Below are 24,163 nucleotides of genomic sequence, written 5' to 3'. Positions count from 1 at the left end.
ACCAGAAGGAGTAGACAGTGTCTACGGGGGTTCGTGCGCAGGGGGTCGCCTGACCCGCGGTTTTCGGGCGTGCCTACTGGCGGCTGACGGTCCTGGTGACGCCGGCGACGACCGTGGAGGCCAGGACCCAGCCGGTGACGATGAGGACGTACGAGAGGGCCTGGTACCAGCCGGTCGGCGCGAACGCGCTCTCCTGCCCGAAGGAGATCACCGGGAGCAGCAGGTCGAGGGTGTAGAAGACCGGGCTGAACGGGGGCGCCTCGTCCGCCTTGAGGGGCGGCGGGTGGTGCCCGGCGTAGGCGATCGAGCCGACGGCCAGCAGGGACAGCAGCCAGCCTGCCGCGCGCAGCGGGCGGAACCCGTAGCCCACGGCCGCGTCCTGGAGGCGGCCCCACAGCCGCCCGTACCAGGGGAGCGTCCCGCGGTGGCGGCGCTGCTTGGCGAGCTGGACCCGCCGGGCGGCCCGGTCGTCGCCGGCGGTGCGGTAGGCGGCGGTGAGCTGTTCGTAGGCGTGCGGGTCGAAGGCGTCGCCGTCGCGCTCCAGCATCGGCAGCCGCCGCTCGGCGGGCTCGTGCGGGGTGAGGAAGGTGTACGTGAGTTCCCGCAGCCCCACCTGGTCGGGCAGCTTCTCGGGCGCGAGGTGGAGCCGGCCGATCTCGGCGCGTCGCAGGTTGAGCCGTCCCCGGATCGGCGGCCCCTCGCGCAGCCAGAGCTCGCCCATGACGCAGCTGCTCGCCCGCAGGGCGGTGCCGCCCGGGTCGGACAGGGAGGTGTGCAGCAGGTCCACCCGGCCGGGGACGCGTGAGCCGCGCAGGTCGACGCGGCCTTCGGCGCGCATGCGCCGGGCCGTCAGATTGGCGCCGACGTCGAGGGCCTCGGCCTGGAGGACGAAGCCGCCGGGATTGCTCAGCTCGGCGTCCTCCAGGTCGACGGAGCCGGCCACGGCGGCTCCGTCGAGCCGTATCGGTCCGCGTGTGCGCAGTCCCCGCGCGCACAGGTCGTCGTCGAGGGAGAGCTGGTGGAGCGCGAGCACCGGCTGTGCGGGGTCCCCGGTGGTGATCTCGGCCCGGTCGACGAAGAGCGCTCCGGCGATGTGCGCCCCGCCGAGAAGCACGGGCCCGCTGATCCGGCAGCGCGTCAGCCGCAGACTGCCGTCGATCCGGCTGCGCGCGGCCGCGAGGCCGGGCAGGACGCAGTCCCGCAGATTCAGGTAGTTCAGCCGGGCGCCGGCCAGGCGTGGCACGGCGTCGAAGCGGCAGTGGTTGAGGCGTACGACGCTGTCGACGACCGCGTACCGCAGATCCAACTCGCCGGTTATCCGCGCTCCCATGACCTTGAGCGCCGCCACCTCGCCGGGTTCGCGGGGCCCGTTGAGGAGCAGCGTGCGCAGCACGGCCGCCCGCAGGGCCGGTTCGGGACCGCGGTCGGGGTCGGGCGCGCCGGCGGCGCCCTCGCGGAAGTCGGTGGTCGCTCCCGTGGCGAAGGCCCGCCAGACGCGCTGTTCGGCCGGTGTCAGATCGTCGATCTCCATCAGCCGCGACTCTGGCGGGCCCGTCCGAACGGTGTCAACAGGCCCGGCCCGTATGTCCCGTTCGACGATCACGGGTCACCCGGGCCGGGCCTGTACGGCCGGTTCGCCGATCAGAGGCCGTTCGCCGGGGCCTCCCGTGCGCGTGAGGCGGCGGGGGAGGGTCCGGCGGAGGCCCACGGCGACCTTCTGGAACCGCCGCTACTTCTGCGCCGACTCCACGGCGTGGCCGCCGAACTGGTTGCGCAGCGCCGCGATCATCTTCATCTGCGGCGAGTCGTCCTGCCGGGAGGCGAACCGGGCGAAGAGCGAGGCCGTGATCGCGGGCAGCGGCACGGCGTTGTCGATGGCCGCCTCGACGGTCCACCGGCCTTCGCCGGAGTCCTCGGCGTAGCCGCGCAGCTTGTCCAGGTGGGTGTCCTCGTCGAGGGCGTTGACCGCGAGGTCGAGCAGCCAGGAACGGATGACCGTGCCCTCCTGCCAGGAGCGGAAGACCTCGCGGACGTTCTCCACGGAGTCGACCTTCTCCAGCAGTTCCCAGCCCTCGGCGTACGCCTGCATCATGGCGTACTCGATGCCGTTGTGGACCATCTTCGAGAAGTGCCCGGCGCCGACCTTGCCCGCGTGGACGTAGCCGTGCGGGCCCTCGGGCTTGAGCGCGTCGAAGATCGGCTGGAGGCGGTCGACGTGCTCCTTCTCGCCGCCGACCATCAGCGCGTAGCCGTTCTTGAGGCCCCACACGCCGCCGGAGACGCCCGCGTCGACGAAGCCGATGCCCTTGGCGCCGAGTTCCGCGGCGTGCTTCTCGTCGTCCGTCCAGCGGGAGTTGCCGCCGTCGACGACGACGTCGCCCGGCTCCAGCAGCTCGCCGAGCTCGTCGACGGTCGACTGGGTGGCGGCGCCGGCCGGGACCATCACCCAGACGGTGCGCGGCGCTTCGAGCCGCCCGACCAGTTCGGCGAGATCCTTGACGTCGGAGAGGTCGGGGTTGCGGTCGTAGCCGACGACGGTGTGGCCGGCGCGGCGGATGCGCTCGCGCATGTTGCCGCCCATCTTGCCCAGACCGATCAGACCCAGCTGCATCGATGTCATGTCAGTTCACTACTTCCTGAGTTCGCGGTAGGCGGCGACGAGGGCGGAGGTGGAGGGATCGAGGCCGGGCACCTCGGCGCCCTCGGCGAGCGCGGGCTCGACGCGCTTGGCGAGGACCTTGCCCAGCTCCACGCCCCACTGGTCGAAGGAGTCGATGTTCCACACCGCGCCCTGGACGAACACCTTGTGCTCGTAGAGGGCGATGAGCTGACCGAGGACCGACGGGGTCAGCTCGGGGGCCAGGATCGTGGTGGTGGGGTGGTTGCCCAGGAACGTGCGGTGCGGCACCTGCTCCTCGGGCACGCCCTCCGCGCGCACCTCGTCGGCGGTCTTGCCGAAGGCGAGCGCCTGCCCCTGCGCGAACAGGTTGGCCATCAACAGGTCGTGCTGGGCGGCGAGTTCCTCGCTCAGCTCGGCCGCCGGACGCGCGAACCCGATCAGGTCGGCCGGGATCAGCCGGGTGCCCTGGTGGATCAACTGGTAGTAGGCGTGCTGCCCGTTGGTGCCGGGCGTGCCCCAGACCACCGGGCCGGTCGACCACTGGACCCGGTCGCCGTCGCGGTCCACCGACTTGCCGTTGGACTCCATGTCCAGCTGCTGGAGGTAGGCGGTGAACTTCGACAGGTAGTGGCTGTACGGGAGCACCGCGTGCGTCTCGGCACCGAAGAAGTTGCTGTACCAGATGCCCAGCAGGCCCAGGACGAGCGGGGCGTTGTCCTCGGGCGGGGCGGTGCGGAAGTGCTCGTCGACGACGTGGAACCCGTCGAGCAGTTCCCGGAAGCGGTCCGGACCGATGGCGATCATCAGGGAGAGGCCGATGGCCGAGTCGAACGAGTAGCGGCCGCCGACCCAGTCCCAGAACCCGAACATGTTGTCCGGGTCGATGCCGAACTCCTCCACCTTGCCGGCGTTCGTGGACAGCGCCACGAAGTGCCGCGCGACCGCCTTGGCGTCGCCGCCGAGCCCCGCGAGCAGCCAGGAGCGCGCGGAGGTCGCGTTGGTGATGGTCTCGATCGTGGTGAACGTCTTGGACGCGACGATGAAGAGCGTCTCCGCCGGGTCCAGGTCGCGCAGGGCCTCGTGCAGGTCGGCGCCGTCCACGTTCGACACGAAGCGCAGCGTCAGCTCGCGCGTCGCGAAGGTGCGCAGCGCCTCGTAGGCCATCGCCGGGCCGAGGTCGGAGCCGCCGATGCCGATGTTGACGACGTTGCGGATGCGCCTGCCGGTGTGCCCGGTCCACTCGCCGGAGCGGACCCGGTCCGCGAAGTCGCTCATCCGGTCCAGCACCGCGTGCACCTCGGGCACCACGTTCTCGCCGTCGACCTCGATCACCGCGTCGCGCGGGGCGCGCAGCGCGGTGTGCAGCACGGCCCGGTCCTCGGTGACGTTGATCTTCTCGCCGCGGAACATGGCGTCCCGCAGTCCGGACACGTCCGTGGCGGCGGCGAGTTCGCGCAGCAGGGCGAGGGTCTCGTCGGTGATCAGGTGCTTGGAGTAGTCGATGCGCAGATCGCCGACCCGCACGACGTACCGCTCGGCGCGCGAGGGGTCCTCGTCGAACAGCTCGCGCAGCCGCGGGCGTTGCATGGGCGGCGTGCCGCGGTGCTCTTCCAGTGCCGTCCACTCGGGCCGGCGGGTGAGCTTGGGGGTGTCAGACATGAGAGACGGTCTCCTTGGTGGCCTCGCCGCGCAGGGCGACGGCGTACATCTCGTCCGCGTCGAGGCGCCTGAGCTCCTCGGCGATGAGTTCGGAGGTGGTGCGGACCTTCAGCGCGAGGGTGCGCGAGGGCTGGCCCGGCAGGGAGAGCGTGGCCAGCGGGCCCTCCGGGCGGTCGATGACGATCTCGCCGTCCGCGGTGCCCAGGCGCACGGCGGTGACGACCGGCCCGTCGGTGACGACCCGGTCGATCGTCACCTTCAGCCGGGCCTCCAGCCAGCGGGCCAGCAGTTCGGCGGCCGGGTTGTCGGCCTCGGCCTCCACGGCGCCCGAGACGATCGGCACCCGGGCCTGGTCCAGCGCCGCCGCGAGCATCGAGCGCCACGGCGTCAGCCGGGTCCAGGCGAGGTCGGTGTCGCCGGGCGCGTAGGAGCGCACCCTGGCCTCCAGGGTCGCCAGCGGGTTCTCGACGGCGTACAGGTCGGTGATCCTGCGCTGGGCCAGCGCGCCCAGCGGGTCCTTGGCCGGGTTGTCCGGCGCGTCCACCGGCCACCACACGACGACGGGCGCGTCCGGCAGCAGCAGCGGCAGGACGACCGAGTCGGCGTGATCGGACACCTCGCCGTACGTGCGCAGGACGACCGTCTCGCCGGTGCCCGCGTCCGCGCCCACCCGCACCTCGGCGTCGAGGTGGGAATTGGTGCGGTCGCGCGGGCTGCGGGCGTGCCGCTTGATGACGACCAGGGTGCGCGAGGGATGCTCGTGCGAAGCCTCCTCGGCGGCCTTGATCGCGTCGTAGGCGTTCTCCTCGTCCGTGACGATGACCATCGTCAGGACCATGCCCACGGCCGGTGTGCCGATCGCGCGGCGGCCCTTCACCAGCGCCTTGTTGATCTTGCTTGCAGTGGTGTCGGTCAGGTCGATCTTCATGGCCTGCGCCAGCTCCGTCCGTCTCGTGCGAGCATCTCGTCGGCTTCCTCGGGGCCCCAGCTGCCCGAGGCGTACTGCGCGGGCCGGCCGTGCCGGGCCCAGTACTCCTCGATCGGGTCGAGGATCCTCCAGGACTCTTCCACTTCCTGATGGCGCGGGAACAGGTTGGCGTCGCCGAGCAGCACGTCCAGGATGAGCCGCTCGTACGCCTCCGGGCTGGACTCGGTGAAGGACTCGCCGTAGGCGAAGTCCATCGTGACGTCGCGGATCTCCATGGAGGTGCCGGGGACCTTGGAGCCGAAGCGGACCGTGATGCCCTCGTCGGGCTGGACGCGGATGACGATCGCGTTCGCGCCGAGCTCCTCGGTGGCGGTGGAGTCGAACGGGGAGTGCGGGGCCCGCTGGAAGACGACCGCGATCTCGGTGACCCGGCGGCCGAGCCGCTTGCCGGTGCGCAGGTAGAACGGGACGCCCGCCCAGCGGCGGTTGTCCACGCCCAGCTTGACGGCCGCGTAGGTGTCGGTCGTGGAGGCCGGGTCGATGCCGTCCTCCTCCAGGTAGCCGCTCACCTTCGCGCCGCCCTGCCAGGCGCCCGCGTACTGCGCCCGGACGGTGTGCCGGCCCAGGTCCTCCGGCAGCTTCACCGCCCTGAGCACCTTGAGCTTCTCGGTGAGCAGCGAGGCCGCGTCGAAGGAGGCGGGCTCCTCCATCGCGGTGAGCGCCATCAGCTGGAGCAGGTGGTTCTGGATGACGTCGCGGGCCGAGCCGATGCCGTCGTAGTAGCCGGCCCGGCCGCCGATGCCGATGTCCTCGGCCATGGTGATCTGCACGTGGTCCACGAAGGACCGGTTCCAGATCGGCTCGAACATCGTGTTGGCGAAGCGCAGCGCCAGGATGTTCTGGACGGTCTCCTTGCCCAGGTAGTGGTCGATGCGGAAGACCTGATCGGGTTCGAACACGTCGTGCACGACGGAGTTCAGCTCCTGGGCGCTGGCCAGGTCGTGCCCGAACGGCTTCTCGATGACCGCCCGCCGCCAGGAACCCTTGCGGGCCTTGGCCAGCCCGTGCTTCTTGAGCTGCTCGACCACCTTGGGGAAGAACTTCGGCGGCACGGACAGGTAGAAGGCGAAGTTGCCGCCCGTGCCGCGGGAGGAGTCCAGCTCCTCGACGGCGTTCTTGAGCTGCTTGAACGCGGTGTCGTCGTCGAAGTCGCCGGGGACGAACCGCATGCCCTCGGCGAGCTGCTGCCACACCTCCTCGCGGAACGGGGTCCGGGAGTGCTCGCGCACCGCGTCGTGGACGACCTGCGCGAAGTCCTGGTCCTCCCAGTCGCGGCGGGCGAACCCGACGAGCGAGAAGCCCGGCGGGAGCAGACCGCGGTTGGCGAGGTCGTAGACGGCCGGCATCAGCTTCTTGCGGGAGAGGTCGCCGGTCACCCCGAAGATCACCAGGCCGGAGGGGCCCGCGATGCGGGGCAGGCGCCGGTCGCGGGGGTCCCGCAGGGGGTTCTCCCAGGCCGCGCCGAGACTGCTGGTGCTCATGTGGCGTCAACTCCCTTGCTCGTCAGCGACTTCGTGACCGCGTCCAGAAGGTCCTGCCACGCCGCCGTGAACTTGGCGACACCCTCGTCCTCCAACCGGGTGACGACCTCGTCGTAGGAGACGCCGAGCGCCTCCACCGCGGCCAGGTCGGCGCGGGCCGCGGCGTACCCCCCGGTGACCGTGTCGCCGGTGATGTCGCCGTGGTCGGCGGCGGCGTCCAGCGTGGCCTCGGGCATGGTGTTGACCGTGCCCGGCGCGACCAGCCCGTCCACGTACAGCGTGTCCTTGTAGGCAGGATCCTTCACCCCGGTGGACGCCCACAGCGGACGCTGCGGGTTCGCCCCCGCCCCGGCCAGCGCCGCGAAGCGGGCGCCGGCGCGGTCCGGGGCGTCGGCCGGGCCGAACACCTCCTCGTACGCCTGGTAGGCCAGCCGGGCGTTGGCGAGCGCCGCCCGGCCCTTCAGCGCGAGGGCCTCGTCGGTGCCCATGGCGGTCAGCCGCCTGTCGGTCTCGGCGTCGACACGGGAGACGAAGAAGGACGCCACGGACCGGATCAGCGTCAGGTCCAGGCCCGCGGCCCGTGCCTTCTCCAGGCCCGCCAGATAGGCGTCCATGACGTCCCGGTAGCGCTCCAGCGAGAAGATCAGCGTGACGTTGACGCTGATGCCGAGGCCGACGACCTCGGTGATCGCGGGCAGTCCCGCCTTCGTCGCCGGGATCTTGATCATGACGTTGGGGCGGTCGACCAGCCAGGCGAGCTGCCTGGCCTCGGCGACGGTGGCCGCCGTGTCGTGGGCCAGCCGGGGGTCCACCTCGATGGAGACCCGGCCGTCGAGGCCGTCCGTGGCCGCGAACACCGGACGCAGGACGTCGGCCGCGGCCCGCACGTCGGCGGTCGTCAGCATCCGCACGGCCTCGTCGACCGTGACGCCCCGCACCGCCAGGTCGGCGAGCTGCTCCTCGTAGCCCGCGCCGGAGCCGATGGCCGCCTGGAAGATGGACGGATTGGTGGTCACGCCGACGACGCCCCGCGTCTCGACGAGGCGGGCGAGACCGCCCGAGCGGATCCGCTCGCGCGACAGGTCGTCCAGCCAGACGGAGACGCCTTCGTCGGACAGGCGCTTGAGGGCTCCCGCGGTCGCGGTCGCTTCGGTCACTTCGATCATCTTCTTTCCTGCGGTCGGATCAACCGCGCGCGGCGGCCAGCGATTCCCTGGCCGCGGCGGCGACGTGCTCGGCGGTGAAGCCGTAGGCGGCGAACAGGGTCCCGGCGTCGGCGGATGCCCCGAAGTGCTCCAGGGAGACGATGCGTCCCGCGTCGCCCACGAAGCGGTGCCAGGTCAGGCCGATGCCCGCCTCGACCGCCACCCGCGCCTTCACCGAGGGCGGCAGCACGCGCTCGCGGTACTCGAGCGGCTGCTCCTCGAACCACTCCACGGACGGCATCGACACGACCCGCGTGCCGATCCCCTCGGCCTCCAGCGCCTCCCGCGCCGCCACGGCGAGCTGCACCTCGGAACCGGTGGCGACGATCAGGACGTCGGGCGTCCCGGAGGAAGCGTCCCGCAGGACGTAACCGCCCTTCGCCGCATCCGGGTCGGGCGCGTACGTCGGCACCCCCTGCCGGGTGAGGGCCAGTCCGTGCGGGGCCGGCCGGGTCGCGTGCCGCTCGAGGATCTCTCGCCAGACGATCGCGGTCTCGTTGGCATCGGCCGGGCGGACCACGTTCAGGCCGGGGATGGCGCGCAGCGAGGCGAGGTGCTCGACGGGCTGGTGGGTGGGGCCGTCCTCGCCGAGGCCGATGGAGTCGTGCGTCCACACGTACGTCACCGGCAGCTGCATCAGCGCCGACATGCGCACCGCGTTGCGCATGTAGTCGGAGAACACCAGGAACGTGCCGCCGTAGACACGGGTGTTGCCGTGCAGGGCGATGCCGTTCATCTCCGCGGCCATCGAGAACTCGCGGATCCCGAAGTGCACGGTGCGGCCGTACGGGCTCGCCTCGGGCAGCGGGTTGCCCTCGGGCAGGAACGACGACGTCTTGTCGATCGTCGTGTTGTTGGAGCCGGCGAGGTCGGCCGAACCGCCCCACAGCTCCGGCAGGACGTCGCCGAGCGCCTGGAGCACCTTGCCCGACGCGGCACGGGTGGCGACGGACTTGCCCGGCTCGAACACGGGGAGCTTCTCCTGCCAGCCCTCGGGGAGCTGACCGGCCACCACCCGGTCGAACAGCTCGGCGCGCTCGGGGTCCGCGCCGCGCCACGCGTCGAGCTGCTTGTCCCAGGCGGCGTGCGCCTCGGCGCCCCGGTCGAGGGCCGCACGGGTGTGGGCGAGGACGTCGTCGGACACCTCGAAGGTGCGCTCCGGGTCGAAGCCGAGGACGCGCTTGGTGGCGGCGACCTCGTCCTCGCCGAGGGCGGCGCCGTGCGCGGCGCCGGTGCCCTGCGCGTGAGGGGCGGGCCAGGCGATGACCGTGCGCAGCGAGATGATCGACGGCCGCCCGGTCTCGGCCCGGGCCGCCGTCAGGGCCGCGTACAGGGCCGGGACGTCGACGTCGCCGTTCTCGGCGGGCTCGACGCGCTGGGTGTGCCAGCCGTAGGCGGCGTACCGCCCCAGCACGTCCTCGGAGAACGCGGTCGCGGTGTCGCCCTCGATGGAGATGTGGTTGTCGTCGTAGACGAGGACCAGGTTGCCGAGCTTCTGATGGCCCGCCAGCGAAGAGGCCTCGGCCGAGACGCCCTCCTGGAGGTCGCCGTCCGAGACGATCCCCCAAACGGTGTGGTCGAACGGCGACTCGCCCGCCGGGGTCTCGGGGTCGAACAGGCCGCGCTCGAAACGGGCCGCCATCGCCATGCCCACGGCGTTGGCGACGCCCTGGCCGAGCGGGCCGGTGGTCGTCTCCACGCCCGCCGTGTGCCCGAACTCGGGGTGGCCGGGCGTCTTCGAGCCGTGGGTGCGGAAGCGCTTGAGGTCGTCCAGCTCCAGCTCGTAGCCCGACAGGTACAGCTGCGTGTAGAGCGTCAGCGAGGTGTGGCCGGGGGACAGGACGAAGCGGTCGCGTCCGGTCCACTCCGGGTCGGCGGGGTCGTGCCGCATCACCTTCTGAAAGATCGTGTAGGCGACGGGGGCCAGGCTCATCGCGGTCCCGGGGTGGCCGTTGCCCACCTGCTGCACGGCGTCCGCAGCCAGGAGACGCGCCGTGTCGACGGCACGCCGGTCGATGTCGGTCCACTCGAAGCTGTTCGGGGTCTGCGTGCTCATCTTCAAGAAATCCTCGATCGGAGCGGTCAGCTGGTCTGGCGTGTTCAAACTTAAAAGTCTGACTTTTACGGTGGTAGGTCTTCCTGTGTCAGCCTGTGGTGAATGTGGGACACCGGCGCGCACCATGTGAGCGGTGCCGGGCGGCAGGTGGGCGACACGAGAAGGACATGGTGGACACACGTACCCAAGACGGCGCCGGTGAGGCCATCAGGACCTTTCCTTTCCCCGTCGAGCACAGCGTCGGCGGCGTCGGCATGCGGATCGGACCGATGGACGCCGGACGCACCTGGCACACGGATGCCCCGCTGGACCGGGTCCACCGCATCGACTTCCACGTCGTGATGCTCTTCGACGACGGTCCGGTCCGCCACATGATCGATTTCGCCGAGCACGAGGCGGCGGCCGGGGACCTGCTGTGGATCCGCCCGGGCCAGGTCCACCGCTTCTCCCCGTCGAGCGAGTACCGCGGAACCGTCCTGACCATGCAGCCCGGATTCCTGCCCCGCGCCACCGTCGAGGCCGCCGGCCTGTACCGCTACGACCTGCCGCCGCGCCTGCGCCCCGACGCGGCGCAGCTGGCGGGCCTGCGCGCGGCCCTGGCCTATCTGCGCGGGGAGTACGACGACCGGTCCCTGCCCCCGGCTCAGCACACGGCGGTGCTGCGGCACGCGTTGAGCGCCTTCCTGCTGCGGCTGGCGCACCTCGCGGCCAGCGGCGAGGAGGCGGCACGCCGACAGGCCGACACCACCTTCACGCTCTTCCGGGACGCCGTGGAGCGGGACTTCGCCGCCAACCACAGCGTCAGCGCCTACGCCGACGCGCTCGGCTACTCCCGCCGCACCCTGGTCCGCGCGGTCCGCGCGGCCACCGGCGAGACGCCGAAGGGGTTCATCGACAAGCGGGTGGTCCTGGAGGCGAAGCGGCTGCTGGCCCACACGGACCTGCCGATCGGCCGGGTGGGCGCGGCGGTGGGCTTCGCGGATGCGGCGAACTTCTCCAAGTTCTTCCAACTGCACACGGGACACACCCCGGTGGCCTTCCGCGCGGAACTGCGCTGAGACCGGCCGGGGTGCGTCCCGTGTGAGCGGCGCCCATCGCCGGGGGACCGGGGGAGGGGGGAGCGGACGCCGAGGGGATGGAGAGAAGGGGAGGGGGAAGCGGTTGGTCAGTGGCCGAAGGAGAACCAGTTGACGTTGACGAAGTCCGCCGGCTGACCGCTGGTGAACGTCAGATACACGTCATGGGTGCCGGTGACCGCGCCGATGTTCGCGGGGATCGTCCGCCAGGACTGCCAGCCGCCCGTGTTGCCCACGGCGAAGCTGCCGATCGGCGCGGCGCCGCGGCTGTCGAGGCGCACCTCGACCAGTCCGCTGACCCCGCCGGCCGCCCCGCCGGCGACCCGCGCGCGGAACTGGGTGGCCGCCGAGGAACCGAAGTTCACGCCCTTGTAGAGCGCCCAGTCGCCATTGGCCAGGGCACCGATGTTCTGGCCGCCGCCGGTGTCGGTCGTCGTCTCGGTGATCGTCCCCGACTGACTGTCGTAGGACTCCGCCTGGATCGTGCCGTAGGCGTCGCGGTCGCCGGTGGGCGGAGGCGACGTGGTACCGCTCCCACTGCCCGCGGCCTGGAGGACCTGCACGTAGTCGACCACCATGGGATGGCCGGGCTGGGTGTCGCCGTCCAGGCCGCCCCCGAAGGCGTCCGGGAAGCCGCCGCCCATCGCGACGTTCAGGATGACGAAGTAGCCGTGGTTCGTCGCGTTGTTCCACGTCGTCGCGTCGACCTGGTTCGCGGTGACGGTGTGGTAGTTGACGCCGTCGACGTAGAAGCGGATCGCCTCCGGGGACACCGAGCGGTCCCACTCCGTCGCGTAGGTGTGGAAGCCGGACTGGCAGGTGGAGTTCGGGCACGCGACGTTGTTGCCGATGCCGCTGGTCTCGTTGCACGGGCCGCCCGGGCTGGTGCCGCAGTGCATCGTGGCCCACACCTTGTTCAGGCCCTGGACGTTCTCCATGATGTCCAGCTCGCCCACCCCCGGCCAGTTCTGGTAGTTGCCCCGGTAGGGCGCGCCGAGGGCCCAGAACGCGGGCCAGTAGCCCTCGGCGGGGGTGCCGGTCACGTTCGGCATCTGGATCCGCGCCTCGATCCGCAGCTTGCCGCCGGACGGGGGCTGGAAGTCGGTGCGCCTGGTCTCGATACGGCCCGAGGTCCACCGTCCGGCCGAGTCGCGCAGCGGGGTGATGCGCAGGTTGCCGTTGCCGTCGAGGGAGACGTTGGCGGTGCTGTTCGTCATCGTCTCGACCTCGCCGGTGCCCCAGTTGGCCGGCCCGCCCGGATACGAGGTCCCGGTGCTGTACTGCCAGTTCGAGGTGTTGACGCCGGTGCCGGCCGAGCCGGTGAAGTCGTCGAGGAAGACCTGCGACCACCCGGTCGGCGGGGTGGGCGCGGAGGCGTTGGCGGGCAGCGTGACGGCCGCCGCCGCGGCGGCCGCCAGGCCGAGCGTGCTGAGGACGGCGATCAGGGCGCGTCGCCTTCGGGGGATGCCGGGGGTTGCACTCACACTCATGGGGGCCTCTCGGGTACGGGGTGGGGTGCGCGGGTGCGTTCGAGGGCGCTCCACGACAGCCTGAGAGCGCTCTCAAAGTGGGCCCAATGTGCTCCCCGTCACGGAGACCGTCAAGACTTAAAGCAAGGAAAGTGCTTCCGGGGCACGGAAGTTCATGGCTTGAACCACCCAAAGGTGGTGAAGGGGCCGGACGTCGGCCCATCGCCGGGGCCCCTCGCCGGACGGGCGCCCTGCGTGTGGCGCGTACGGCGGTGGGGCGGGGCCCGCGCCCGGCCGGGGCGGCCCCCGCCCGCCCCCTTACCGCCCGAGGGGATAGTCGTAGCGGACGAACCCGTTGAAGGACGCCACCTTGTCGTACAGGGCGCGTGCGGTGACGTTGTCCTCCCGGGTGGTCCAGTACAGCCGGGCGGCCCCCCGCTCGCGCGCCGCCTCGGCGACCCGTTCGATCAGCGCCCGCGCGGCCCCCCGGCCGCGCGCGGCCTCGTCGACGTAGAGGTCCTGGAGGTAACAGCTGTCCGCCGCCCAGCCGGTGACGTGGAACAGGTAGTGCCCGATGCCCACCAGTTCTCCGTCCGCCCGCGCGCCGACGGCGTGCAGCTCACCGCCCTCGCGCAGACGCCGCCACATCCGCTCGTAGCCCTCGTCGGAAACGTCCGTGCGGTAGAACCTCTTGTAGCCGCGGGCCAGCACTTCCCACGCGGCGCGGTCCTGCGGGCCCAGGGGGCCGGTCTCGATCATGGTTGCGCATTCTCGCCCGGAGTGCCCCCGGCCGCCAGTGAGTTGCCCGGCCGACCCGTGATCCCCGGCCCCGGCTCCCTTGTCCGGCCCCCGGTCCCGGGCTCCCTTGTCCGGCCCCGGTTCCGGGCTCCCTGGTCCGGCCCCCGGTCCGGACTCTCTCGCCTGCCCCTCGCCAACGGGCTCCCGGCCGCCGGGGCCCCCGTCCCCCCGATCACTCCTCCCTGCTCCGCGGCCGCCAGCCCAGGGCCCGTGAGATGCCGCGGGCCGCGAGGCGTACCGCCGGGGCCAGTGCCGGCACCCGGGCGTCGGCGTACGGCACGACGACCGAGACGGCGGCGGTCACCGTGCCGTCCGGTCCGCGCACCGGGGCGGCCACCGACAGGGCGTCGTCCGTGACCTGACGGCTGCTCACCGCCACCCCGGAGCGCCGCACCTCGGCCAGCATCCGGCGCAGCCGTGCCGGATCGGTGATGGTGTGGGCGGTGTACGCGGCCAACGGCTGTGCACAGTAGGCCTCTTGCAGCGCGGAGCCGCCATGCGCCAGCAGCGCCAGCCCGACACCGGTGACGTGCAGGGGCCAGCGGGCGCCCACCCGGATGTGCACGCCGACGGCCGAACGCCCCGACAACCACTCGGTGTAGACGACCTCGGACCCGTCCCGAACCGCCAACTGGACGTTCTCGTGCGTGGCTTCGTACAGGTCCTCCAGGAAGGGCAGCGCCACCTGGCGCAGCGCCAGTCCGCGCGGCGCGAGCGCCGCGACCTCCCACAGCCGCAGCCCCACGTGGTACATCCCGGCCGGGTCCCGCTCCAGGGCGCCCCACTCGGTCAGCGCGCCGACCAGCCGGTGCGCGGTGGTGAGGGTGAGCCCGGCGCGCCGGCTGATGTCGCTCAGGGACAGCGCGGCATGCGTGTGGTCGAACGCGGCCAGCACCGACAGCAGCCGCTCGGACGCGGAACGGGACTGTGCGGCGAGGACGCCCCGGTCCATCACGTTCTCCTCTCGGCCACGTTCTCCTCACGCGTCAGGCCAGTCCGTCCCCGGCGATCCGCAGCAGCAGCGTGTGCAGCGTCTCGCGTCCGGCCGCGTCGAGGGGGTCGAGCAGTTCGTTCGTCACGCGCCGGCCCGCCTCGTCGGTGCCGCGCAGGAACGCGCGGCCCTGTTCGGTGAGGGCGACGATCCTGCTGCGCCGGTCGTCCGGGGCGGGCCGGCGTTCGGCGAAGCCCTGCCGCTCCAGGTCGTCGACCAGGCCGACGATCGCGCTGGGGTCGTAGCCGAGCCGTGCGCTCAGCTCGCGCTGGAGCGCGCCCTCGGACGTGGCCAGGAACCGCAGCACCGCGTAGTGACGCAGCCGCAGCCCCGACTCCTGGAGGAACGTGTTGAACAACTGACCCGAGCGCAGCCCCAGGCGGTAGAGCAGATAGCCGGTGTCCGCGTGCAGTTCGCGCATCCACGGCTCGTCCCCGTCGATGGGGGCGGCGTTCACGGCGTTGTCCTGGCGGGCGATGGCGGGCTCCCTGGGCTCGGTCCCCCGGCGGGGGCGGTTTCTCCCTACAGATTGCAGCATGGCGCACCCCGAGGTGGACCACAACTATTGACGACGACAATTATTGCTCTTAGCTTCGATCTCGGCGCCGCGCTCCGACCGGCAGCCGTGACCCCATGGGAAGGGACACCGTCGTGCCCAGCATCGATCTCACCGGCAAGGCCGCCGTCGTCACCGGCGCCGGCCGGGGCCTCGGCCTCGCCTACGCCCATGCCCTGGCCGCCCGTGGCGCCGCCGTGGTCGTCAACGACGTCGACGAGGCGGCCGCCGGGCAGGCCGTGCGGTCCCTCGTCGAGGCCGGCGGCAGAGCCGTCGCCGAGGTGGCGCCGGTCGGGACGGCCGAGGCCGCCGAGCGGCTGGTGAACCGGGCCGTGGAGGAGTTCGGCCGGCTCGACGTCCTGGTCGCCAACGCGGGCATCCTGCGCGACAAGGTGCTGTGGAAGATGACCGACGACGACTTCGACGCCGTGATCACCACCCACCTCAGGGGCACGTTCACCTGCGCCCGTGCCGCCGCCGTGCGGATGAGGGAGCAGGGCGAGGGCGGCACGCTGATCCTCGTCGGCTCGCCCGCCGGCCAGCGCGGCAACTTCGGCCAGACGAACTACGCGGCCGCCAAGGCGGGCATCGCCGCGTTCGCCCGCACCTGGTCGATGGAGCTGGGCCGCGCCGGCATCACCGTCAACGCGATCGTCCCGGTGGCCGCCACCGCCATGACCGAGACGATCCCGGCCTTCGCCCCGTACGTCGAGGCCCTGAAGAACGGCGAGCCGTTCCCGGACTTCCTGCGCAAGGGCGAGGGGTTCGGCACCCCCGAGGACTGCGCTGCCATCGTGCCGTTCCTGGCCTCCGACGCCGCCCGCGGCATCACCGGCCAGGCCATCGGCATCGGCGGCGACAAGGTGGCACTCTGGTCGCATCCGCAGGAGATCCGCGCCGCCTACGCCGACGGCGGCTGGACGCCGGAGAGCCTGGCCGACGTCTTCCCCGCCTCGGCCGGCGCCGAGCTCCAGACGGTCGGCATCCCGGCCCCCACGTTCCCGGAGGCATGATGAACCCCGGCCCGACCCCCGCCGCGGCCCCCTCCGGGGGCGCCCCGATGAACGTCGCCGACCTGGTCGCGATCGACGTCCACACCCACGCGGAGGTGTCCTCGCAGGGCCACTCCTCGCTGGACGACGAGCTGCACGACGCCTCCTCCGCCTACTTCAAGGTCGAGGGCGAGCGCAGGCCCACCATCGAGGAGACGGCCCGCTACTACCGGGAGCGCCGGATGGCCGCCGTGATCTTCACGGTGGACGCCGAGTCCGCGACCGGCGCCGCGCCGGTCCCCAACGAGGAGGTCGCCGAGGCGGCGGCCGCCAACGCCGACGTCCTCATCCCCTTCGCCTCCATCGACCCCTTCCGCGGGAAGGCCGGCGTGAAGCAGGCCCGCCGGCTGGTCGAGGAGTACGGGGTGAAGGGCTTCAAGTTCCACCCCAGCATCCAGGGCTTCTTCCCCGACGACCGCTCGGTCGCGTACGGCCTGTACGAGGTGATCGAGGAGACGGGGACCATCGCCCTGTTCCACACCGGCCAGACCGGCATCGGCGCGGGCGTCCCGGGCGGCGGCGGGATCAGGCTCAAGTACTCCAACCCGCTGCACGTGGACGACGTGGCGGCCGACTTCCCCCACCTCAAGATCATCCTGGCGCATCCGTCGTTCCCCTGGCAGGACGAGGCCCTCGCCGTCGCCACGCACAAGCCGGGCGTGCACATCGACCTGTCCGGCTGGTCGCCGAAGTACTTCCCGCCGCAGCTCGTGCAGTACGCGAACACGCTGCTCAAGGACAAGGTGCTGTTCGGCTCCGACTTCCCCGTCCTCACCCCCGACCGCTGGCTCGCCGACTTCGACAAGCTGACGATCAAGGACGACGTGAGGCCGAGGATCCTCAAGGAGAACGCCGCCCGGCTGCTCGGGCTGACCACACCGTAAGGGGCGTCGACAATGCGCAACGAGGGACTGGGGTCCTGGCCCGCACGCCGGGCCCGCAAGACCCCGCACCGCACCGCCCTGGTCCACGCCGGGAGGCCGACGGACTACCGCACGCTGCACGCCCGCACCACGCGCCTCGCGCACGTGCTGCGCGAGCGGGGCGTACGGCGCGGCGACCGCATCGCCTACCTCGGCCCCAACCACCCCGCCCACCTGGAGACCTTGTTCGCCGCCGGCACGCTCGGCGCGGTGTTCGTCCCGCTCAACACCCGTCTCGCCGGCCCCGAGATCGCCTACCAGCTGGCCGACTCCGGGGCCAAGGCGCTCGTCCACGCACCCTCCCACTCGGGCCTGGTCGCCGGCCTCCCCGGACACACCGACGTCCGCACGTACGTCGAGGTCGGCGCCGAGTACGAGGAGGCGCTCGGTGCGGCCTCCGGCGAGCCGATCGACACCCCGGTCGCCCCCGACGACACCTGCATCATCATGTACACCTCGGGAACGACCGGCCGCCCCAAGGGCGCCATGCTCACGCACGCCAACCTCACCTGGAACGCGGTCAACGTGCTCGTCGACACCGACCTGGTCGCCGACGAACGCGCCCTGGTGAGCGCGCCGCTGTTCCACACGGCCGGCCTCAACATGCTGACGCTGCCCGTGCTCCTCAAGGGCGGCTGCTGCTTCCTGGTCGAGGCCTTCGACCCGGCGGACACCCTCGACCTGATCGAGCGGCACCGGATCACCTTCATGTTCGGGGTGCCGACGATGTTCGAGCAGGTGGCCCGGCACCCGCGCTGGCCCGGCGCCGACCTGTCCTCCCTGCGCATCCTGACCTGCGGCGGCTCCCCGGTGCCGACCCCGCTGATCGCCGCCTACCAGGCACGAGGGCTCACCTTCCTCCAGGGTTACGGCATGACCGAGGCGTCGCCCGGCACGCTGTTCCTGGACGCCGAGCACGCGGTCAGCAAGGCGGGCTCGGCCGGCGTCCCGCACTTCTTCAGCGACGTGCGCGTGCTGCGGCCCGACCTCACCCCGGCCGACGTGGACGAGACCGGCGAGGTCGTCGTCCGCGGACCGCACGTCATGCCCGGCTACTGGGGACTGCCCGAGGAGACGGCCGCCTCGTTCGTCGACGGCTGGTTCCGCAGCGGCGACGCGGCCCGGGTCGACGAGGACGGATACGTGCACATCGTCGACCGCATCAAGGACATGATCATCTCCGGGGGCGAGAACATCTACCCCGCCGAGATCGAGGACCTCCTCCTCACCCACCCCGACATCGCCGAGTGCGCGGTCATCGGCGTGGCCGACGACAGATGGGGCGAGGTGCCGCGCGCGGTGGTGGTGCCCCGTGAGGGCGCCTCGCTCGATCCGGACGCCGTCCTGGCCTCGCTGGCCGGACGCCTCGCCAAGTACAAGATCCCCAAGTCGGTGGTGGTGGCGGACTCCCTCCCGCGCACCGCCTCCGGAAAGCTGCTGAAGTCCCGGGTGCGCTCCCGGTACGGCGCCGGCTCCTGAACGGCCAAGCCCGTCCACGAACCCTTCCGTCGCCTCCCGAGCTCTCCTGGAACTCCCCTTACTCCCTCTGAACTCCCCCTGTGAGGAACGGCATATGAGCATCACCGTCAACGGACTCGACGAGCTGAGGAAGCTGGCCGGCGGCGAGCTGGGCGCCAGTGAGTGGATCGAGGTCACCCAGCAGCGCATCGACACCTTCGCCGACGCGACCGGCGACCACCAGTGGATCCACGTCGACCCGCGAAGGGCGGCGGAGGGCCCCTTCGGCGCGCCGATCGCCCACGGTTACCTGACGCTGTCTCTGTTCATCCCTTTGTTCACCGAGCTGCTGGACGTCCGGGGCGTCACCACCAAGGTCAACTACGGCCTGAACAGGGTCCGTTTCCCCGCGCCGGTCACGGTGGGCTCCCGCATCCGCCTGGTCGCCCGGCTGGCCGAGGTCGAGGACGTGCCGGGCGGCGTGCAGATCACCGTCGACGGATCGGTCGAGATCGAGGGCGGAGCCAAGCCCGCGGCGGTACTCCAGAGCCTGTCGCGCTTCTACGCGTGAGCCCCGGGCGGTCCGGGCCGCCCTGCTGCGAACAGGGGACCGGAGCAGATCCGGGAGCCGGCGCAGAAGGGTCCGTGGCCCCCTCGAGAAGCTCGGTCGACGGCTCATTGGAAGTGAGACAGGGGTGGGTGGAAGCCGACGAGTAGTGTTCACGGCGTGCCGGCGGAACGACGACGTCACCTCACCGTGCGGCCGGGCGGCCAGGTGAGGGACACGACAGTCGTCGCGGCGCCGGTGGAACGGGCCGTGGCCGGGGCCGGTGGCAGGGTGGTGCTGCCCGCCGGCCCGGCGAGGGTCCCGGGCGCCGGGACGGCGAAGGTTTGCGGTCCCGAAGACCCTGACGTGGCGGTGACGGACACGCCCGGCGACCCGGCGGCCCGCTCCTCCTTCCCGGAGGCGGGCGTCGAGGCGGCCGTGGCAGGAAAGGTGCGGGCGTGCAACTGACGATCCTCGGCGGCGGCGGATTCCGGGTGCCGCTCGTGTACGGAGCGCTCCTGGCGGACCGCGGCGAGGGCCGGGTGACCCGGGTCGTCCTGCACGACCTGGACGACGGCCGGCTGAACGCCGTCGCCCGCGTGCTGGCCGAGCAGGCGGCCGCCGTCCCCGACGCCCCCGCGGTCAGGGCCACCACCGATCTCGACGAGGCCCTGCGCGGCGCCGACTTCGTGTTCTCCGCGATCCGGGTCGGCGGCCTCCGAGGCCGGGCGGACGACGAGCGGGTGGCCCTCGCCGAAGGCGTCCTCGGCCAGGAGACGGTCGGCGCGGGCGGCATCGCCTACGGCCTGCGGACCGTGCCCGTCGCCGTCGACATCGCCCGGCGGGTGGCCAGGCTGGCCCCCGACGCCTGGGTCATCAACTTCACCAACCCGGCCGGCCTCGTCACCGAGGCCATGTCCCGCCACCTCGGCGACCGGGTGATCGGCATCTGCGACTCCCCGGTCGGGCTCGGCCGGCGCATCGCCCGCGTGCTCGGCGCGGACCCGAAGGAGGCGTGGATCGACTACGTCGGCCTCAACCACCTCGGCTGGGTGCGCGGCCTGCGGGTCGCCGGCCGCGACGAGCTGCCGCGGCTGCTCGCCGACCCCGGCCTGCTCGGCTCCTTCGAGGAGGGCAGGCTGTTCGGCGTGGACTGGCTGCAGTCCCTCGGCGCCGTCCCCAACGAGTACCTGCACTACTACTACTTCAACCGCGAGACCGTACGCGCCTACCAGGAGGCCGAGAAGACCCGCGGCGCCTTCCTCGCCGAGCAACAGGCCCGCTTCTACGAGGAGATGAAACGCCCCGGCGCGGCGGCCCTGACCGCCTGGGACCGCACCCGCGCCGAACGCGAGGCCACCTACATGGCCGAGAACCGCGAGAGCGCCGGCGCGGGCGAACGCGAAGCCGACGACCTCTCCGGCGGTTACGAGAAGGTCGCCCTCGCCCTGATGCGGGCCATCGCCCGCGACGAGCGCACCACGCTGATCCTCAACGTGCGCAACCGGGGCACCCTCGCGGCGCTCGACGCCGACGCCGTCATCGAGGCGCCCTGCCTGGCCGACGCCAACGGCGCGCACCCGGTCTCCGTGGCCCCGCTGCCCGCACACGCCACCGGGCTCGTCTGCGCGGTCAAGGGCGTCGAGCGCGAGGTGCTCTCCGCCGCCGCGTCCGGCTCGCGCGCGACGGCCGTGAAGGCGTTCGCGCTGCATCCCCTGGTCGACTCGGTGACCGTGGCCCGCAGGCTGGTGGAGGGCTACACCGCCGTCCATCCGGGGCTGGCGTACCTTAGGTAGACACCGGGCGGGAAAGCGCTTTCCATCCGGTTCGCCAGGCATGCCGACCCCGGTCCGCCCGGCGTCGGCCCCGCGCCTGTCCGCCCCTCGTGGTCCCTCACTGGAGATGCCCCATGCATGACGAACGCCGCCGCATCGAGGAGCGCGTCGAGCGCGTCCACCACCAGCGCGTCAAGCCCGCGATCTACGCGGACGCCGTCCCCTTCGAGGTGGAGGCCTGGCAGGCGCCGGGGGAGCCCGTGCCGTTCGCGGAGGCCGCGGCCGCCGCCTACGCGCCCTTCGCGACGGACACCCCGTGGGGCCCGCCCTGGGGCACCACCTGGTTCCGGATGCGCGGACAGGTGCCCGCCGAGTGGGCCGGCCGGCGCGTCGAGGCCGTCATCGACCTCGGCTTCACCACCGACTGGCCCGGCAACCAGGCCGAGGCCCTGGTCCACCTCACCGACGGGACACCGCTCAAGGCCGTCAACCCGCTCAACCAGTACGTGCCGATCGGCAACCCGGCACAGGGCGGGGAGCGCATCGACTACCTGGTCGAGGCCGCCTCCAACCCCGACATCCTGGCGGGCAGCTTCGCGGCCCCGACCCCGCTCGGCGACGTGCTGACCGCGGGCGACCGCCCCCTCTACACGTTCCGCCGCGCCGACATCGCCGTCCTCGACGAGGAGGTCTTTCACCTCGACCTCGACCTCCAGGTGCTGCGCGAGCTGATGGTCCAGCTCGGCGAGCACGAGCCGCGCCGCCACGAGATCATGCACACCCTGGACCGGGCCATGGACGCCCTCGACCTGGACGACGTCAGCGGCAGCGCCGCCGCCGTGCGGGAGGTGCTCGCCCCCGCCCTGGCCCGCCCCGCGCACGCCAGCGCCCACACCCTCTCCGGCGTCGGCCACGCGCACATCGACTCGGCCTGGCTGTGGCCGATCCGCGAGACCAAGCGCAAGACCTCCCGCACCTTCTCCAACGTCACCGCGCTCGCCGAGGAGTACGACGACTTCGTCTTCGCCTGCTCGCAGGCCCAGCAGTACGCATGGGTGCGCGACAACTACCCGCAGGTGTGGGCGCGGATCCAGGAGTCGGTGAAGAAGGGGCAGTGGGCGCCCGTCGGCGGCATGTGGGTCGAGTCCGACGGCAACCTGCCCGGCGGCGAGGCCATCGCCCGGCAGCTCGTCCACGGTAAACGCTTCTTCATCGAGCACTTCGGCATCGAGACCAAGGGCGTCTGGCTGCCCGACTCCTTCGGCTACAACGCGGCCTACCCGCAACTCGCCAAGCTCGCCGGCAACGAGTGGTTCCTCACCCAGAAGATCTCCTGGAACCAGACCAACACGTTCCCCCACCACACCTTCTGGTGGGAGGGCATCGACGGCACCCGCATCTTCACGCACTTCCCGCCCATCGACACCTACAACGCCCGCTTCAGCGGCGAGGAGATGGCCCGCGCGGTCCGCAACTACTCCGAGAAGGGCGGCGGCACCCGCTCGCTGGCCCCCTTCGGCTGGGGTGACGGCGGCGGCGGCCCCACCCGCGAGATCATGGAACGAGCGCGCCGGCTGGCCGACCTGGAAGGCTCGCCGAAGGTCGTCGTCGAGCACCCCGACGCGTTCTTCGCCAAGGCCCGCGCCGAGTACCCGGACGCGCCCGTCTGGGTCGGCGAGCTGTACCTGGAACTGCACCGCGCCACCTACACCAGCCAGGCCCGCACCAAGCAGGGCAACCGGCGCAGCGAACACAAGCTGCGAGAGGCCGAGTTGTGGGCGACGACGGCCGCAGTGCACGCGCCGGGCTACGCCTACCCGTACGAGCAGCTGGACCGGCTGTGGAAGACGGTGCTGCTGCACCAGTTCCACGACATCCTGCCCGGCTCCTCCATCGCCTGGGTGCACCGGGAGGCCGAGGCCGAGTACGCCCGCGTCGCCGGCGAGCTGGAGACGCTGACCGCCGAGGCGGTCGCCGCGCTGGGCGCCGGCCGGCCGGGCGAGCGGCAGCCGCACGCGTCGCCGCGGGTGTTCAACACCGGCCCGTACGCGCGCGCCGAGGTGATGCGGACGCCGCAGGGCCGGCCCGTGTTCGTCCAGGCGCCCGCGAACGGCAGCGCGCCCCTCGACGAGGCGCGGCCGCCGCACCCGGTGACGGTCTGTGGCCGGGTGCTCGACAACGGGCTGGTCCGGGTGGAGGTCGCCGAGAACGGCACCCTGTCCTCCGTGTACGACCTGCGGGCCGGCCGCGAGGTGCTCGCCGGCGCGGGCAACCTGCTGCGGCTGCACACCGACCTCCCGAACTGCTGGGACGCCTGGGACATCGACAAGCACTATCAGAACCGCTACACCGACCTGCTGGAGCCGGACGCGGTCACGGTCGTCGAGGACGATCCGCTGGTCGGCGCGATCCGGATCACGCGCTCGTTCGGCAAGGGATCCACGCTCACCCAGACGATCACCCTGCGCGCCGGCAGCCCGCGCGTCGACTTCGAGACCGACATCGACTGGCACGAGGCGGAGAAGATCCTCAAGGCGGCCTTCCCGGTGGACATCCGCGCGCCGCACTCCTCCGCCGAGATCCAGTTCGGCCACATCCAGCGCCCCACCCACACCAACACCAGCTGGGAGGCGGCCCGGTTCGAGGTCTCCGGCCACCGCTGGGTGCACATCGGCGAGCCCGGCTACGGTGTCGCCGTCCTCAACGACTCCACCTACGGCCACGACGTCTCCCGCACCGTCCGCGAGGACGGCGGCACCACGACCACGGTCCGCCTCAGCCTGCTCCGCGCGCCGCGCATCCCGGACCCCGAGGCCGACCAGGGCCGGCACCGCTTCACCTACGCGCTGCTGCCCGGCGCGAGCATCGAGGACGCGGTCGCCGAGGGCTACGCCCTCAACCTCCCGCTGCGCGTGGCGGACGCGCCCGGCGCGCCCGGGCCGGTCGTCTCCGTGGAGGGCGACGGCATCACCGTGGAGGCGGTCAAGCTCGCCGACGACACGTCCGGCGACGTCGTCGTACGGCTCTACGAGTCGAGCGGCGGCCGGGCGACGGGCGTCCTGCGCACGGGCTTCCCGCTGGCCGGAGCGCGGGTCACCGATCTGCTGGAGCGGCCGCTGGAGCCGGCCGCGCTCACGGAGGACGGCGCGGTCGCCGTCCGCCTGCGCCCCTTCCAGATCCTTACGCTGCGCCTGGAACGCGCCGCCGGCCACTGACCCGGCGTGGGCCGCGGAAGAGGCGCGCGCGGGGGCGGGCGGGACTTCGCGTCCCGCCCGCCCCGGTTCCCCCCGGCCTGTGCGTCGGCGGGCGGCAAGCGCTCGGGCCGGCCGGTCGCTCCCCGTGACAGCGGCCGACCGACCCGATCCCCCGTTCCCCCGGGAATCCCCCGTCGATTCCCGTTCTTCCCCCGTGGATCCCCGTGCTTCCCCCCGAGACCCCGGTGTTCCCCCCGGCTCCCCCCGCGGGGTCCTGCACCCTTAGGAGCGCGCGGTCCGGCCCCTGATACACCT

18 protein-coding genes and 1 pseudogene are annotated in these 24,163 nt (G+C 72.3%); 8 read left to right on the top strand and 11 right to left on the bottom strand.

Annotation, left to right across the window (positions count from 1 at the left end; translation table 11 throughout):
• Positions 1 to 73: 73 nt before the first annotated feature.
• The 7 genes from ACGFSH_RS19955 to tkt all read right to left on the bottom strand — a co-directional run bounded on the left by ACGFSH_RS19955 (position 74) and on the right by tkt (position 10,009).
• Positions 74 to 1,531 carry a membrane-associated oxidoreductase gene (locus ACGFSH_RS19955; RefSeq protein ID WP_393350285.1) on the bottom strand — a complete coding sequence of 486 codons (1,458 nt, stop codon included), beginning with the start codon at positions 1,529 to 1,531 and terminating at the stop codon, positions 74 to 76.
• A 198-nt stretch (positions 1,532 to 1,729) separates the two neighbouring features.
• A complete protein-coding gene (gnd, locus tag ACGFSH_RS19950; RefSeq protein ID WP_393350873.1) occupies positions 1,730 to 2,611 on the bottom strand; it encodes a phosphogluconate dehydrogenase (NAD(+)-dependent, decarboxylating) in 882 nt (293 codons plus the stop codon).
• A gap of 18 nt (positions 2,612 to 2,629) precedes the next feature.
• Positions 2,630 to 4,279: a glucose-6-phosphate isomerase gene (gene pgi / locus ACGFSH_RS19945; RefSeq protein WP_393350283.1), complete on the bottom strand. Its 1,650-nt coding sequence runs from the start codon at positions 4,277 to 4,279 to the stop codon at positions 2,630 to 2,632.
• Positions 4,272 to 5,207, bottom strand: a complete 936-nt coding sequence (gene opcA / locus ACGFSH_RS19940; protein ID WP_393350281.1) for a glucose-6-phosphate dehydrogenase assembly protein OpcA — start codon at positions 5,205 to 5,207, stop codon at positions 4,272 to 4,274. The genes pgi and opcA overlap by 8 nt, the downstream gene beginning before the upstream one ends.
• Entirely contained in the window at positions 5,204 to 6,748 is a 1,545-nt protein-coding gene (gene zwf / locus ACGFSH_RS19935; RefSeq protein ID WP_393350279.1) for a glucose-6-phosphate dehydrogenase, read from the bottom strand. The genes opcA and zwf overlap by 4 nt, the downstream gene beginning before the upstream one ends.
• A complete protein-coding gene (gene tal, locus ACGFSH_RS19930) occupies positions 6,745 to 7,914 on the bottom strand; it encodes a transaldolase (protein WP_393350277.1) in 1,170 nt (389 codons plus the stop codon). The genes zwf and tal overlap by 4 nt, the downstream gene beginning before the upstream one ends.
• A gap of 19 nt (positions 7,915 to 7,933) precedes the next feature.
• Positions 7,934 to 10,009: a transketolase gene (gene tkt, locus ACGFSH_RS19925; protein WP_393350274.1), complete on the bottom strand. Its 2,076-nt coding sequence runs from the start codon at positions 10,007 to 10,009 to the stop codon at positions 7,934 to 7,936.
• 167 nt (positions 10,010 to 10,176) lie between these two features.
• On the opposite strand from tkt, the gene ACGFSH_RS19920 reads away from it, so the two are divergent.
• Positions 10,177 to 11,067 carry a helix-turn-helix domain-containing protein gene (locus ACGFSH_RS19920; protein ID WP_393350272.1) on the top strand — a complete coding sequence of 297 codons (891 nt, stop codon included), beginning with the start codon at positions 10,177 to 10,179 and terminating at the stop codon, positions 11,065 to 11,067.
• Between the two features lie 107 nt (positions 11,068 to 11,174).
• Here the strand turns inward: ACGFSH_RS19920 and ACGFSH_RS19915 are convergent, their stop codons facing one another.
• The 4 genes from ACGFSH_RS19915 to ACGFSH_RS19900 form a co-directional block, all read right to left on the bottom strand.
• Positions 11,175 to 12,569, bottom strand: coding sequence for a glycoside hydrolase family 16 protein (locus tag ACGFSH_RS19915; protein WP_393350871.1), 1,395 nt, complete (start codon positions 12,567 to 12,569; stop codon positions 11,175 to 11,177).
• A gap of 303 nt (positions 12,570 to 12,872) precedes the next feature.
• Positions 12,873 to 13,313, bottom strand: a complete 441-nt coding sequence (locus ACGFSH_RS19910; RefSeq protein WP_393350270.1) for a GNAT family N-acetyltransferase — start codon at positions 13,311 to 13,313, stop codon at positions 12,873 to 12,875.
• Between the two features lie 211 nt (positions 13,314 to 13,524).
• Positions 13,525 to 14,304: an IclR family transcriptional regulator gene (locus ACGFSH_RS19905; RefSeq protein WP_393350268.1), complete on the bottom strand. Its 780-nt coding sequence runs from the start codon at positions 14,302 to 14,304 to the stop codon at positions 13,525 to 13,527.
• Positions 14,305 to 14,338: 34 nt separating this feature from the next.
• Entirely contained in the window at positions 14,339 to 14,764 is a 426-nt protein-coding gene (locus tag ACGFSH_RS19900) for a MarR family winged helix-turn-helix transcriptional regulator (RefSeq protein WP_393350869.1), read from the bottom strand.
• Positions 14,765 to 14,994: 230 nt separating this feature from the next.
• On the opposite strand from ACGFSH_RS19900, the gene ACGFSH_RS19895 reads away from it, so the two are divergent.
• The 7 genes and pseudogenes from ACGFSH_RS19895 to ACGFSH_RS19865 all read left to right on the top strand — a co-directional run bounded on the left by ACGFSH_RS19895 (position 14,995) and on the right by ACGFSH_RS19865 (position 23,869).
• On the top strand, positions 14,995 to 15,912 hold the full coding sequence (locus ACGFSH_RS19895) for an SDR family NAD(P)-dependent oxidoreductase (protein ID WP_393350266.1): 918 nt from the start codon (positions 14,995 to 14,997) through the stop codon (positions 15,910 to 15,912).
• A 47-nt stretch (positions 15,913 to 15,959) separates the two neighbouring features.
• Positions 15,960 to 16,835 (top strand): amidohydrolase family protein, encoded by an 876-nt coding sequence (locus tag ACGFSH_RS19890; RefSeq protein WP_393350867.1) that lies wholly within the window; start codon positions 15,960 to 15,962, stop codon positions 16,833 to 16,835.
• A 12-nt stretch (positions 16,836 to 16,847) separates the two neighbouring features.
• A complete protein-coding gene (locus tag ACGFSH_RS19885) occupies positions 16,848 to 18,353 on the top strand; it encodes a long-chain fatty acid--CoA ligase (protein WP_393350264.1) in 1,506 nt (501 codons plus the stop codon).
• Between the two features lie 94 nt (positions 18,354 to 18,447).
• Positions 18,448 to 18,903, top strand: coding sequence for a MaoC family dehydratase (locus ACGFSH_RS19880; protein WP_393350262.1), 456 nt, complete (start codon positions 18,448 to 18,450; stop codon positions 18,901 to 18,903).
• A 186-nt stretch (positions 18,904 to 19,089) separates the two neighbouring features.
• Positions 19,090 to 19,347 (top strand): annotated as a pseudogene (locus tag ACGFSH_RS19875) (ArsR family transcriptional regulator); the annotation flags it as partial.
• A complete protein-coding gene (locus tag ACGFSH_RS19870; RefSeq protein WP_393350260.1) occupies positions 19,338 to 20,675 on the top strand; it encodes a 6-phospho-beta-glucosidase in 1,338 nt (445 codons plus the stop codon). The pseudogene ACGFSH_RS19875 and the gene ACGFSH_RS19870, both read left to right, overlap by 10 nt.
• 113 nt (positions 20,676 to 20,788) lie before the next feature.
• Entirely contained in the window at positions 20,789 to 23,869 is a 3,081-nt protein-coding gene (locus tag ACGFSH_RS19865) for an alpha-mannosidase (RefSeq protein ID WP_393350258.1), read from the top strand.
• Positions 23,870 to 24,163: the final 294 nt, after the last annotated feature.

This window comes from Streptomyces sp. NPDC048481, from assembly GCF_043200075.1.
In the GTDB taxonomy this organism is placed as follows: domain Bacteria; phylum Actinomycetota; class Actinomycetes; order Streptomycetales; family Streptomycetaceae; genus Streptomyces.
The sequence above is the reverse complement of the archived record's forward strand: the minus strand, read 5'-3'. Positions and strand labels throughout refer to the sequence as shown.

What these genes read in the sequence shown, in the direction of transcription:
- pgi (WP_393350283.1), bottom strand. Translation starts at nt 4,279, where the DNA reads ATGTCTGACACCCCCAAGCTCACCCGCCGGCCCGAGTGGACGGCACTG.
- ACGFSH_RS19955 (WP_393350285.1), bottom strand. Translation starts at nt 1,531, where the DNA reads ATGGAGATCGACGATCTGACACCGGCCGAACAGCGCGTCTGGCGGGCC.
- zwf (WP_393350279.1), bottom strand. Translation starts at nt 6,748, where the DNA reads ATGAGCACCAGCAGTCTCGGCGCGGCCTGGGAGAACCCCCTGCGGGAC.
- ACGFSH_RS19905 (WP_393350268.1), bottom strand. Translation starts at nt 14,304, where the DNA reads ATGGACCGGGGCGTCCTCGCCGCACAGTCCCGTTCCGCGTCCGAGCGG.
- ACGFSH_RS19885 (WP_393350264.1), top strand. Translation starts at nt 16,848, where the DNA reads ATGCGCAACGAGGGACTGGGGTCCTGGCCCGCACGCCGGGCCCGCAAG.
- ACGFSH_RS19900 (WP_393350869.1), bottom strand. Translation starts at nt 14,764, where the DNA reads ATGCGCGAACTGCACGCGGACACCGGCTATCTGCTCTACCGCCTGGGG.
- gnd (WP_393350873.1), bottom strand. Translation starts at nt 2,611, where the DNA reads ATGCAGCTGGGTCTGATCGGTCTGGGCAAGATGGGCGGCAACATGCGC.
- ACGFSH_RS19865 (WP_393350258.1), top strand. Translation starts at nt 20,789, where the DNA reads ATGCATGACGAACGCCGCCGCATCGAGGAGCGCGTCGAGCGCGTCCAC.
- tal (WP_393350277.1), bottom strand. Translation starts at nt 7,914, where the DNA reads ATGATCGAAGTGACCGAAGCGACCGCGACCGCGGGAGCCCTCAAGCGC.
- ACGFSH_RS19920 (WP_393350272.1), top strand. Translation starts at nt 10,177, where the DNA reads ATGGTGGACACACGTACCCAAGACGGCGCCGGTGAGGCCATCAGGACC.
- tkt (WP_393350274.1), bottom strand. Translation starts at nt 10,009, where the DNA reads ATGAGCACGCAGACCCCGAACAGCTTCGAGTGGACCGACATCGACCGG.
- ACGFSH_RS19890 (WP_393350867.1), top strand. Translation starts at nt 15,960, where the DNA reads ATGAACGTCGCCGACCTGGTCGCGATCGACGTCCACACCCACGCGGAG.
- ACGFSH_RS19910 (WP_393350270.1), bottom strand. Translation starts at nt 13,313, where the DNA reads ATGATCGAGACCGGCCCCCTGGGCCCGCAGGACCGCGCCGCGTGGGAA.
- opcA (WP_393350281.1), bottom strand. Translation starts at nt 5,207, where the DNA reads ATGAAGATCGACCTGACCGACACCACTGCAAGCAAGATCAACAAGGCG.
- ACGFSH_RS19880 (WP_393350262.1), top strand. Translation starts at nt 18,448, where the DNA reads ATGAGCATCACCGTCAACGGACTCGACGAGCTGAGGAAGCTGGCCGGC.